Raw genomic sequence first — 11312 nt, 5'->3', positions numbered from 1 at the left:
GCGGATATCTTCGATTACATTGAAGTATTCTACAACCGGGCCCGGCGCCACAGCCATCCCGGCGGCGTCAGTCCTGAGGCCTTTGAACAGGCCTCGTCGTGAGGACAGGATTTGTCTACTGATGTGGGGTCAGTCCACTTTTCGTCCATAATTTGCCTGTCTCCGTTGTTGGAGTGAAGATATCAAAAACAGGCAGATACACAATTTAAATTACAGGCTCTCAAGCCTTTATCGAAAATCTCTTGATAGGTCTTACCGATACTTCTCAGTAATGCTTCTACGTTTACTACCATTTTTTATATATCCCCATGCTTTCATTAATCTGATGCAATTTTGCCCTTGCTTCCTCTAATTGTTCATCTGTAGCCCCGTGCTCTTTGAGTGCTGGTTTTATAGCGTCAAAGTTCTGATTTGCTGCGGCACGGAGATCATAACTGTGAGCAAGTATCTTTTCAGGAGTGTTTCGGCCTCCATAAGTTTCACTATCATTCCGATGTACTCCATTAGGTACACCAATAGCAGCAACCCTTGTAGGATGCTGCTCCGGAACCCGGACGCGCAGCACGCTGCTGAGATCGGCGCGCGGCAGCCAGGGGCGCATAGCGCTGCTGGCCCAGCAGCGCTACCAGGGCATCAAACTGGGCACGCATACTTTTCGCCATACCGTATTGCAGATTCCCGTACACGCGATAGTGCGGGAAAAGGCGCGCGTCTTGGAATACGTAGCTACCAGCGAAGTTCTGACGTAGGTAAAAAGGTTACTGCCTCAACCATTTCTGCCATGTCATACCGTATTTGCATAGTGATAGGGATATGAAAATCTTCAACAGTGAATCGCTCAATCCTGCCGATTTCCTGCTTCATGATTACTCTCGGCGGAATGCTGTTTTCTGGTTCACCAAAATTTTCATACACCCACTGGCGAGACATACTTTTTTGTAGCGGTGTAGGTAACTTGTTGGGAAATATCCAATTTTTCACTTTATCATATTGGATCCGCAACGTCATTTCCTGAAAGATACGTCCATCACGTTTGAAGGACAAATAGACACCTTCTTTCGCCATATCCAAGCTAAGATCTGGATCACCAGAAGACGCCGAAGGCTGCGTTTTGTACGGCAACAATCCAGCATCATGTATATCCTTGTAGCTCTTACCCAAACTACGCATTAATGCTTCAATGTTTACGGTCATTTGTACAATCCTTGCTCGGCATTAAGTTTGTGCATCTTCGCCCTTGCAGTTTCAATTTGTTCCTCAGTCACACCATATTCTTTGAGTGCTGGTTTTATCGCATCAAAGTTCAAATCTAACGCATTTCTCAGATTTTTAGCATCCATAGTTATTTGATCAGAATTGTTACGCCCACCATAAGTTTGACTGATTTTCTGGTGCACTTCTTTTGGAATAACAACAGCTGCAACTCGATTAGCCATAGAATCAATGAGATCGCGATCTAAGCCTGGATATTCTTGCTGAAGATACCGCTTTACTGCTGCTTTTGAGGGCATATGATCAGCCTCATATTTCCCCTGCCGTGAACGCCCGGTGAAATCCTTGTATAATTCTACTTCCAGTAGTTCTACTGGTGGCTTACTGAGGTAGATGTAGATCGGCGGGTGTATGTTCCCCGGAAACACAAGAATGTAATCCCGAAAATCCTTCTCTTCCGGTACTGGCGTTGTGGTAATAGTCACACCCTGAATATCAGGATGCTCAAGCCCAGGAATCGTAACAGTACCCGCTTGTGGGCTATTATTACCTGTATTCCAGCTATCTTGCGATCCCGGCGTACTCGCTGGCGACCATGTGATCAGCGGTTTATCGCTTTGCTCATCACCCCAGAATTCATAGCTACCATCCCTTTGCTTTTCCAGCATACGGACACGGACCAGATCACGCCCGCTTTCAGTACTGGTATGATAGCCAACGGCTTTTAATCGCCCGGTTTCATCGTCAGTAATCCAGTTATAGCGAACGCGAGTTGGTACAGTTCCCTTGCTGTGAGCGACTTCCAGTAACTTTTCAGAGGTTAGCAGATCGCTCTTTTCACCCTTGAGTTTTGACTGAACAATCGCCCCCATAACAACAAACGGCAAATTCATCGCAAGCGAGCCGCTCCAGACTTCAGGGCCGGAAAGGTGTTTCATTGAATGTGTAAGGGCTTTAGCTGCGTCCTGATTCGCTTTTGCTGTAGCTCCTCCCGCTGCTGCTACCATTCCTGCTTCTGCTGAACCGCCGATAACAACCGGAGGCGGGGGAAGTGGCATTGCTTCCGCTTCACCAAAGAAGAAGCCTGTCACTTTATCAAATAGTGATTTCTTCTTTGGCGGTTCTGGCGGTGGAGGTGGTGACGTTTTCTTCTTCGCGGCCTGTGCGTGCTGTTCTGGCTCAGGGGCTGGCTGTGATGGTCTGGACTGATAGAAACTCATTTCCCCGATGTTGTCCTGCGGCTCGTCTGCCGTTCCTGCATCAGTATTGCCAGTGCCGCGAAGTACCGATTTAGCGAATACCGGGATCGCGGTAATTGCTGCTGCCGCAGCCGCCATTTTCGTTACAGGCCATTCTACAGCCCGTTTGCGATGCTCCTCAAAAGGGTCTTAGGGGCTGTCTTCCACCCAAAGTGTTGTACTACCCAGCACCTGATTGTTTTTACATTTACAAAGTACCCGATCGCCAGTGGCGACACAGGCTCTGTCTTCCGCAAAGTGGTACGCGGTGCCATTGATCTGAAATGGTCCGTTGCAGGTTTCTTTTGGGCACCATGCCATATCGCCATTCAGGGCAATATTCCGTTCTTCGATAATCGTCGAAGAAGCTGAAATCACCTCCCCGCCGCTCATGGTCTTGTCTCCAGGTCTTGCCAGTGCTCTGCTCATAATCACTCATGAATCATATTGATATCGTAGGCATAATATCTAAAGACTGACTTAACTCAAATCAATTTGGATGCAAAATAGCCACACCTTGCAAGTGAACGCATTCCGGGCAAAAAGCAAATACAAAAGGTCGCTTACGCGACCTTTTGTATTTGCGTGCTCATTGTGAACGATCTGGTACGATGTACGCTGGCTGGCACATACTTCCCCTTTCCTGTCAGTAATAATCCAAATCGGCTACCCGCACACTCAGCCCCTAATTCAAGCGGTTGATCTGTAACGTACCAGCGGCAAAGAAGTCCTCAGACTTTTAAATTACCGCAGACAAAGGCATAGCGGGTTGATAAAGAACTGGGCCTGGCCTGTGAATGGTCATGGCACGACCAGGTGGATATTGCTCAGGCGGGCAACAGTAAAGGCCGCCGTCTGGCGCAGTGGGTAACTGCTCAGGGTTACCAGATGAGCGACGTACTGGCGTTTGGTGATAATTACAACGACCTCAGCATGCTGGAAACGGCGGGACTGGGGATGGCGATGGGTAACACCGATGAGGCGATTAAAGCCCGGGCGGGCCGGGCCATTGGCACCAACCTGGAACCGGGCATTGCCGAAACAATCTATCGCGAAGTGCTGTAATCCATGGTGAGCGCGGGATACTCCAATCGGTGCAATCGCGAGCACGCTGTAATTCGTGCTATCGCGAACTGTAATCCGTGGTGAGTGAGACGCTTTTGATTTGTGCATACAGCCACATGCCCGTTTTAATCATCAGCTCGTCTCGTGCCCAGGGCGTGATCCGCGCCCAAAGTTCGTTCTGCCCGATGCGCAGTTTGACCTCAATCTGATCCTCCACCTTCAGCAGCTCTGCCACCTGCGCCGGAATAACATTGCGGATCGTGCTGTTAACCGGAGGCTGCAGCACCAGCGAGACATCAGCGGACTGAATGCGGATGCGCAGCGGCGTTTTCAGCGGGGCATTGACCCGGCTGACCCAGATATGCTGGTCGCCCAGCGCCAGCGCGGTCATTTCATAGCGGGGATGCTGCTCCAGAACCTGGACGCGCAGCACGCTGCTCAGATCGGCGCGCGGCAGCCAGGGGCGCATTGCGCTGCTGGCCCATACCTTTTCCAGCGGGCCAGACGCCTTAACCCGGCCATTATCCAGCACCAGTACGCTATCAGCCAGCTGGAGGATTTCATCCAGGCTGTGGCTGACGTAGAGGATCGGGATAGCCACCTGCCCTGCCAGCCGCTGGAGCCAGGGCAGCAGCTCACGCTTGCGGGGCAGGTCCAGAGAGGCCAGCGGCTCATCCATCAGCAACAACTCCGGAGCGGTAAGCAGCGCCCGGCCAATGGCCACGCGCTGTTTTTCCCCCCCTGAGAGCGATGCCGGATAGCGCGTTAGCAGCGCTTTCAGCCCCAGCAGCTCCACCAGCGTATCAAACTGGGCGCGCATACTTTTCGCCATACCGTATTGCAGATTTCCGCGCACGCGATAGTGCGGGAAAAGGCGCGCGTCCTGGAACACGTAGCCGATACGCCGATGCTCGGGGGGCAAATGCACCCCGGCGGCGGTATCGCTCAGCACCCGGTCATTCAGCACGATGCGCCCCCGCTGGGGCCGGGTCAGGCCGCCAATCGCATTAATCAGCGAGGTTTTTCCCGCCCCGGACACGCCGAAGATAGCCGTAATACCCTGTGCAGGGAGCTGAACGTCCAGTTCGAGCTGATGGTCGCCAAGACGCTGGCTGAAACAGAGTTCTAACATTATCCCCCCAGTTTTTTCCGGCCCCAGCGGGCCAGCCACTCGGAAATCAGCAGCGAGCCCAGCGCCAGCGCAATAGCAATGACGCACAGCCGCGCGGCGGCGTCTTCCGCACCGGGCGTTTCAATCAGCGTATACATGGCGGAAGGTAGCGTGCGGGTTTCACCCGGGATATTGGAGACGAAGGTGATGGTCGCACCAAACTCGCCCAGCGAGCGGGCAAAGGCCAGAACCGTTCCGGCAATCACGCCCGGCAGCGTCAGCGGCAGCGTGATGGTAAAGAATACCCGCCAGCGCCCGGCTCCCAGGGTGCGCGCCGCCATTTCCAGCCCGGCATCCACCCCTTCCAGCGAAAGACGAATGGCGCGAACCATCAGCGGAAAAGCAACCACCGCCGACGCCAGCGCCGCGCCGCGCCAGCTGAACGCAAAGGTAAAGCCAAACCAGTCATACAGGGCGGCGCCAATTACGCCGCGCCGGCCAAAACCTGTCAGCAGCAGATACCCTACCACCACCGGCGGCAGCACCAGCGGCAGATGGATCAGACTGTCGAGCAGCGCTTTACCCGGGAAACGACAGCGAACCAGAATCCAGGCCATCAGTATCCCAAACGGCAGGCTAAACAACACCGCCACCGACGAGACCTTCAGGCTTAGGGCGACGGCCTGCCATTCCGGCTCGCTAAGGATCATGAGGCAGGCGTAAAGCCATACTGTTTAAAGATAGCCGCTGCCTGCGGGCCTTTCAGGTAGTCGTAAAAGGCCTTTACGCTGGCGCCATTATGGTTTTTAACAATGGCCATCGGATACTCCACCGGCTTATGGCTGTTTTCAGGGAAAACGCCGACTACCGTCACTTTCTTGCTGGCGACGGCATCAGATCCGTAAACGATGCCATACGGCGTTTCGTTACGTTCGACCAGCGCCAGCGCAGCACGGACGCTGTTTCCGCGAGCCAGCAGCGGGGAAACGGTTGGCCATGCCCCCAGCGACTCCAGCGCCTCCTGAGCATAAATCCCCGCCGGTACATGGTCAGGATCGCCCACGGAGAGGCGCTGCCCTTTCAGCAGGCTTTTCCAGTCGGTCGTTTTAGAAATCGTCACCTGCGGCGCATGACTTTCCGTCGGCGCCACCAGCACCAGCTGATTACCCAGCAGGGTAAAGCGGCTGGCCTCATCAATCGTTTGCTTTTGCGCCGCGTAGTCCATCCACTGCCGATCGGCAGAGATAAACAGATCCGCTGGCGCGCCCTGCTCTATCTGCCGCGCAAGGGTGGACGACGAGGCGAATGACGAGACAATCTTCACCTCTTTGCCCTGCTGATACTGTTCAGCAATGGCCTGCAGAGCATTGGTTAATGAGGCGGCAGCAAAGACGGTGATATTTTCTGCCGCAACGGCCTGCCCCGCCACACTGGCGCTCAGTACCGCACCAGCAAAGAAAAGATGTAGTTTTACAGACATGGTGTTCTCCAGAGGTTTTCGTTATATGGTTGATAATATAACGAGAAAAAAAACACTGTCATGAAATTTATCGGCAGAGGTGAGAAGAAGTTGAGCAGGCGCAGGAAAAAGCGCGCCCGGCGGGTGCCGGGCGCTGCGAGAGACGTTACTGAGGGTTCTTAGCCTGCCGATCGCGGCGATGACCAATTTTAGAAATAACGTTAAAGACTTCACCCAGACCATAAATCAGGCCAAGGATTATCGCCATTACCACCGGAACCATCAGGATCGCGACGGCCAGGCCTTTTAATAACTCCAGCATTGAAGCCTCCCTTACTGAATAAAAAAGCCATTGTAACCAGCAAGCCGAAAAGTGCACTGTTCTTTTGTGCGTTTCCGCACAATTTACGCTCCGGTCGCCTGACGGTGTACACTTTGCAGATCGCCCTTTTTAACAGGAGCCGCTATGCAGGCCGAAATCTCTCTGACCCTTAAATTGCAGCAGCGCCTGTTTGCCGATCCGCGCCGCATTGAGCTGCTAAAGCAGATCCAGCATACCGGATCTATCAGCCAGGGCGCGAAGCTGGCCGGGATCAGCTATAAGAGCGCCTGGGATGCCATCAACGAGATGAATCAGCTGGCCGATCGCACGCTGGTCGAGCGCGTTACCGGCGGTAAAGGCGGAGGCGGCACGCAGCTGACGGCCTACGGCGAGCGGCTGGTGCAGCTGTTTGCGCTGATGGAGCAGATTCAGCAGAAGGCGTTCGACGTGCTACAGGATGACGTGCCGCTCGGCAGCCTGCTGGGGGCCATTGCGCGTTTTTCACTGCAAACCAGTGCGCGCAATCAGCTTTCGGGCACGGTGGTCGGGCGTGACCATATGCGCGTTCAACAGCACGTTGAGGTGCAGCTTGCCGACGGCCAGACCCGTATAAAAGCGGCGGTCACCGAGCAAAGTGCCAACCGCCTTGCGTTGAGCGCCGGAAAAGAGGTGCTGGTATTGATTAAAGCGCCCTGGATTGAGGTCACGCAGGAAGCCAGTACGGCAGATAACCAGTTACGCGGTACCGTCGCCGGGGTGCTGCGCGGCGAAACCCATAGCGAGGTGCTGATCGCCCTGCCGCGCGGGGAGACGCTTTGTGCCACGCTCAGTAATGAAACGGTAGACCAGCAAAAACTGCAGCCTGACCTGCCCGTGACAGCACATTTTGATGCGGATAAGGTGATTATCGCGACGCTGCTCTGATCAGGATGCAGGGATTTGACATTAGTCCGGCTGGCGATTATTAGTTTGGGTATCCTGCACAAAATGGAATAAATAATGACATCGTTGCATATTTCGCAAGGCACGTTTCACCTTAGCGCAACCCGCACCCTCTCACTGCCCGCGCTGACGCTTGCGGCAGGTGAAAGCTGGGCCTTTGTCGGGGCCAACGGCAGCGGTAAATCGTCGCTTGCCCGGGCGCTGTCTGGCGAGCTTAGCATCGCCAGAGGCGAATACCTGAACAGTTTTGCCCGCCCTACCCGCCTTTCGCTCGAACAGCTCCAGAAGCTGGTATCCGAAGAGTGGCAGCGTAACAACACCGATTTGCTTAGCGCGGATGAAGATGATACCGGTCGCACCAGTGCAGAGATTATTCAGGAAACGGTCAGAGATGCCAGCCGTTGCCAGCATCTGGCCGGCCTGTTTGGGATAACCCACCTGCTGGATCGGCGATTCAAATATCTCTCGACCGGCGAAACCCGTAAAACGCTGCTTTGCCAGGCACTGATGGCCGGGCCGGACCTGCTGATCCTTGATGAACCCTTTGACGGGCTTGACGTGGCGTCCCGCGCCAATCTGGCAGAAGTGCTGGCCGCGCTGCATCGGCACGGCCATACGCTGGTGCTGGTGCTAAACCGGTTCGACGATATTCCCGACTTTGTCGATAAGGTCGGCGTGCTGGCAGAATGTACCCTCACCCACGTCGGGGCGCGGCAGGAGATTCTGTCCCAGGCGCTGGTCTCCCAGCTGGCCCACAGCGAACAGCTGGAGGGCATGGCCCTGCCTGAAGCGGACGGCGTTGACAGCAGAGCGCCACGCCTCGCGGACAATATTTCGCCCATCGTGCTGCGCGACGGCGTGGTGAGCTACAGTGATAAGCCCATCCTCAATCATCTTAGCTGGGAGGTTAAGCCCGGCCAGCACTGGCAGATTATCGGACCCAACGGTGCCGGGAAATCGACTCTGCTGAGCCTGGTGACGGGCGATCATTCTCAGGGTTACAGTAACGATCTCACCCTGTTTGGCCGCCGTCGCGGGAGCGGTGAAACTATCTGGGATATCAAGCAGCATATCGGCTACGTCAGCAGCAGCCTGCATCTTGAATATCGCGTCAGCAGTAGCGTCCGCAACGTGATCCTCTCGGGCTATTTTGACTCCATTGGCATCTATCAGGCGGTGTCCGACCGCCAGCAGCAGCTTGCCGGCCAGTGGCTCCATCTGCTGGGAATGAGCCCTGCGGCGGGCGATGCGCCGTTTCATGGACTCTCATGGGGTCAGCAGCGGCTGGTGCTGATTGCCCGTGCGCTGGTGAAACACCCGGCCCTGCTGATCCTTGATGAACCCTTGCAGGGGCTGGACCCGATTAACCGACAGCTGGTCAGGCGGTTTATTGATGTGCTAATCGGCGAAGGCGACACCCAGCTGCTGTTTGTTTCTCATCATGCTGAAGATGCACCACGCTGTATTACTCACCGCCTGACCTTTGTGCCGGACGGGGATAGCTACCGCTACGAGCAGACATCGCTTATCTAAGCGGCTGACTTCCGTGGTCTGGGGGTCTGAGGGTCTGAGGGTCTGGTAACAGCCTGCCTGTTCCGGCTGTGCCCCGTAAAGGTGACTGGATGGTACAGGCGGGATTTGAGACCGGCACGCCGCTGGAGGTCAGGGTCATGGACGGCTGCATGATACTGACGGTTAAGCCGCCCTTACCGGAGCCGGAAGTGATACAGACCCTGCGCCAGCTCTGCCCGAAGCTCTCGGCGCGTAAGCAGCGGGAGCTGATGGGGGTGATTCAGGTGATGGCAAAGCTGAAGAAGCGAACCGCTCGCTGACCAGGCAGCAGGCAAAAAAATCCCAGCCGCTGAGGGCTGGGATTGGTCTGGGTAAGATCTTGTTCACTTTTTTAGCGTAGGTACTACATAGTAAAAAAACCATAGGATCATACTTGCTGGAATAGCCCCAAAAGTAGCGCCTCTCAACCCTTTCCATAAGTTATCAAAATAAAATGTACCCTCAGATAGATAAGTCAATCCTTCAAAAAAAAGGAAAAAAACTATAACAACAGAACAAATGGCAAACTCAACTAGTAATAAAACCTTAGCTAATACAGAGAGTCTTCTCATCATTTATTTGCCTCCGGTTTTTTTTCTAAATATTTCGGTATTAGTTCTGATGCCGCTGAATCGCCCATATTACCGACTATAGATGGTAGAGGATGCTGAGAAGCTGGTTTAGTGATTGTCCATACCCCGGTCGGTACCCATTCATATTGCTTTGATACTGGATTAAATACTTTATCCATCGGTACTTTAATAATGTTTCCTGTTATATAGCCAGCCGAAGCCCCCGCCTTACTCATCAAAGCCGCCATAAACGGATCATCACCGCTGATTTCTGCCTGGTAATAACCGCCTGCCGCATTCCATGCCATCGTCGGGTTGTAGCCTTTACCGGCAGTAACACCACCAACGATTACCGATCCAATGACATCTGACAGTTTTACCTCGCCGGTTGTACCATATTGAATACCTGCGCTCGCAGTACCTGCAACACCCACCGCAATAAGCTGCTCATTGGTGTTATTAACCACATTACTAATGATCGCTTTTCCGCCCATTAACGCGACTGGCCAGGAAATCGGATCCATAACCACATCCATAATCCGATCACCGGTCGTGATATTTTCTTGCAGGAATTGAAGATCCGTTCCGTTGAGATAATTTACCAGTGTCGCAGCACTCGGATCTTTCAGCTTTTCATCCAGTCTGATTTGTGACGGATGAGCGTCATTCGCTACATTAATGGCGCCCTGTATCAGTTCCTGCCAGCTCACACAGGCAACGCCGCCACCGGTACAGGCTTCAACCAGTTCCTTACTGTTTTTATTGCTGATGTCGATATATTTCTCAACCACTTTTCCACAGTCTCCACCGGAGGCTTTGCGGGCCTGCATTTCCTTATCAAGCTGACGCGCTTCTGTTGAACTCAGATAATTATTCTCAACAACAATCCCAACCACAAAGGCTGGGATCTTTTCAAGATAAATTAAAATCCCTTTACTTTAAAAAGGCGGAATAATGCGAGTCCAATGCCTCCAATGCTCCCACCATAAAGTCCTAATTTCGCTCCGTGCAAAACATCCTGCCAGGTTGTATTAAAACCATTTCCAAGTAGCCACAGTAACAACGCGAAAAAAAGCTTTCCGCATACAGATAATGCGATCATAAATAAAATCGTAGCAACTAAGATAAATAGGGACTGAACGTATCTAACTCGGAGATCATTTTTCATTTTTATCTCCTATTTTTTTTATTACCTGTTCAGCTCCTTTACCGCCTCCTTCTGATATTACTGAAGCTCCAATATTACCCATGTTGCCTGGAAGCTTACCAGGCAACTTCTCCTTAGAGATCCCCAGTTGACCTTTAACTTCGGTATATTTCAGCAGGTCAGGATTAAACTTAGGATCCCAGCCGCCGGTTAGCCATTTACCAGCCGCATTTGTGCCTGAAGAGATTAGCTTGCCTCCCCAGTAACCGCCAGCAGAACCCAAGCCATTAGTAATTGCTCCCGTTAAAGGATTGTCACCGTTGATCTGATTGGTTAGCGCGCCACCGGCTGCATTCCAGCCCACTGTTCCCCATAAGCCATTCCCCATGCTGGCAACGTTTATCCAGCCAGCAACAATAGAGTTAACCGGATTCACCTTGCCATCTTCAGCATACTGAGCACCTGCGTTTACCCCTGCGCCCAACCCCCACATCACCTGCGCGGCACCGGGCAAGAACGCCACGCCTCCTGTAGCCAGCGCTCCGGCATAAGCTTTATTTTCAGACTGCCCGCGCTTACAGGCTTCGCCGGAAGGATTATCACTACAGGAGAGAACATCAGCACCATGCTCCCTGGCTTTTTCTCCCTGCGTCCATTCATTGCCACCTAGAAGGTTATTCTCAACAACAACTT

At 53.3% G+C, this 11312-nt stretch carries 16 protein-coding genes and 2 pseudogenes; 5 read left to right on the top strand and 13 right to left on the bottom strand.

From position 1 onward, the window contains the following. A partial coding sequence (locus tag ACLRGG_RS20770) for an IS3 family transposase (protein ID WP_416251509.1) occupies positions 1-102 on the top strand: 102 nt, incomplete at its 5' end. Between the two features lie 184 nt (positions 103-286). Here ACLRGG_RS20770 and ACLRGG_RS20760 read toward each other — a convergent pair. From ACLRGG_RS20760 to ACLRGG_RS20740, 5 genes and pseudogenes are all read right to left on the bottom strand, one after another. Continuing rightward, positions 287-601, bottom strand: a complete 315-nt coding sequence (locus ACLRGG_RS20760; RefSeq protein WP_416251507.1) for a hypothetical protein — start codon at positions 599-601, stop codon at positions 287-289. A 10-nt stretch (positions 602-611) separates the two neighbouring features. After that, positions 612-725, bottom strand: a pseudogene (gene modC, locus ACLRGG_RS20755) (molybdenum ABC transporter ATP-binding protein ModC); the annotation flags it as partial. Position 726: 1 nt separating this feature from the next. Beyond that, a complete protein-coding gene (locus ACLRGG_RS20750) occupies positions 727-1194 on the bottom strand; it encodes a DUF6392 family protein (protein WP_416251506.1) in 468 nt (155 codons plus the stop codon). Beyond that, entirely contained in the window at positions 1191-2549 is a 1359-nt protein-coding gene (locus ACLRGG_RS20745; RefSeq protein WP_416251505.1) for an S-type pyocin domain-containing protein, read from the bottom strand. Before ACLRGG_RS20745 ends, ACLRGG_RS20750 begins: the two co-directional genes overlap by 4 nt. 51 nt (positions 2550-2600) lie before the next feature. Continuing rightward, entirely contained in the window at positions 2601-2879 is a 279-nt protein-coding gene (locus tag ACLRGG_RS20740; protein WP_416251504.1) for a PAAR domain-containing protein, read from the bottom strand. A gap of 336 nt (positions 2880-3215) precedes the next feature. On the opposite strand from ACLRGG_RS20740, the pseudogene ACLRGG_RS20735 reads away from it, so the two are divergent. Continuing rightward, positions 3216-3515: pseudogene (locus ACLRGG_RS20735) on the top strand (HAD hydrolase family protein); the annotation flags it as partial. Between the two features lie 58 nt (positions 3516-3573). Here ACLRGG_RS20735 and modC (ACLRGG_RS20730) read toward each other — a convergent pair. The 4 genes from modC (ACLRGG_RS20730) to ACLRGG_RS20715 all read right to left on the bottom strand — a co-directional run bounded on the left by modC (ACLRGG_RS20730) (position 3574) and on the right by ACLRGG_RS20715 (position 6407). Continuing rightward, entirely contained in the window at positions 3574-4647 is a 1074-nt protein-coding gene (gene modC / locus ACLRGG_RS20730) for a molybdenum ABC transporter ATP-binding protein ModC (RefSeq protein WP_416251503.1), read from the bottom strand. Next, on the bottom strand, positions 4647-5336 hold the full coding sequence (modB, locus tag ACLRGG_RS20725; protein ID WP_416251502.1) for a molybdate ABC transporter permease subunit: 690 nt from the start codon (positions 5334-5336) through the stop codon (positions 4647-4649). Before modB ends, modC (ACLRGG_RS20730) begins: the two co-directional genes overlap by 1 nt. Further along, the gene (gene modA, locus ACLRGG_RS20720) at positions 5333-6106 is read right to left on the bottom strand and encodes a molybdate ABC transporter substrate-binding protein (RefSeq protein WP_416251501.1); all 774 of its coding nucleotides are present in this window, start codon (positions 6104-6106) and stop codon (positions 5333-5335) included. Before modA ends, modB begins: the two co-directional genes overlap by 4 nt. A 145-nt stretch (positions 6107-6251) precedes the next feature. Then, positions 6252-6407, bottom strand: coding sequence for an AcrZ family multidrug efflux pump-associated protein (locus ACLRGG_RS20715; RefSeq protein WP_073980956.1), 156 nt, complete (start codon positions 6405-6407; stop codon positions 6252-6254). A 144-nt stretch (positions 6408-6551) separates the two neighbouring features. Between ACLRGG_RS20715 and modE the strand changes: the two genes are divergently transcribed. From modE to ACLRGG_RS20700, 3 genes are all read left to right on the top strand, one after another. After that, complete coding sequence (gene modE / locus ACLRGG_RS20710) at positions 6552-7331, top strand: molybdenum-dependent transcriptional regulator (RefSeq protein ID WP_416251500.1); 780 nt, start codon at positions 6552-6554, stop codon at positions 7329-7331. A 75-nt stretch (positions 7332-7406) separates the two neighbouring features. Continuing rightward, positions 7407-8882, top strand: coding sequence for a molybdate ABC transporter ATP-binding protein ModF (modF, locus tag ACLRGG_RS20705; protein WP_416251499.1), 1476 nt, complete (start codon positions 7407-7409; stop codon positions 8880-8882). 68 nt (positions 8883-8950) lie between these two features. Continuing rightward, positions 8951-9181, top strand: coding sequence for a SymE family type I addiction module toxin (locus tag ACLRGG_RS20700; protein ID WP_416251498.1), 231 nt, complete (start codon positions 8951-8953; stop codon positions 9179-9181). A gap of 63 nt (positions 9182-9244) precedes the next feature. Here ACLRGG_RS20700 and ACLRGG_RS20695 read toward each other — a convergent pair whose 3' ends face one another. The 4 genes from ACLRGG_RS20695 to ACLRGG_RS20680 all read right to left on the bottom strand — a co-directional run. Next, complete coding sequence (locus ACLRGG_RS20695; RefSeq protein WP_416251497.1) at positions 9245-9475, bottom strand: hypothetical protein; 231 nt, start codon at positions 9473-9475, stop codon at positions 9245-9247. Further along, positions 9472-10368, bottom strand: coding sequence for a hypothetical protein (locus ACLRGG_RS20690; RefSeq protein ID WP_416251496.1), 897 nt, complete (start codon positions 10366-10368; stop codon positions 9472-9474). Before ACLRGG_RS20690 ends, ACLRGG_RS20695 begins: the two co-directional genes overlap by 4 nt. 26 nt (positions 10369-10394) lie before the next feature. Further along, positions 10395-10640: a hypothetical protein gene (locus ACLRGG_RS20685; protein WP_416251495.1), complete on the bottom strand. Its 246-nt coding sequence runs from the start codon at positions 10638-10640 to the stop codon at positions 10395-10397. Beyond that, on the bottom strand, positions 10630-11312 hold a 683-nt coding region (locus ACLRGG_RS20680), incomplete at its 5' end, for a hypothetical protein (protein WP_416251494.1). The genes ACLRGG_RS20680 and ACLRGG_RS20685, both read right to left, overlap by 11 nt.

This window comes from Erwinia sp. PPS120 (assembly GCF_047918655.1).
GTDB classification, from domain to species: domain Bacteria; phylum Pseudomonadota; class Gammaproteobacteria; order Enterobacterales; family Enterobacteriaceae; genus Erwinia; species Erwinia tasmaniensis_A.
Note: the sequence above shows the minus strand (reverse complement) of the source record. Positions and strands in the feature narration are given on the sequence as shown.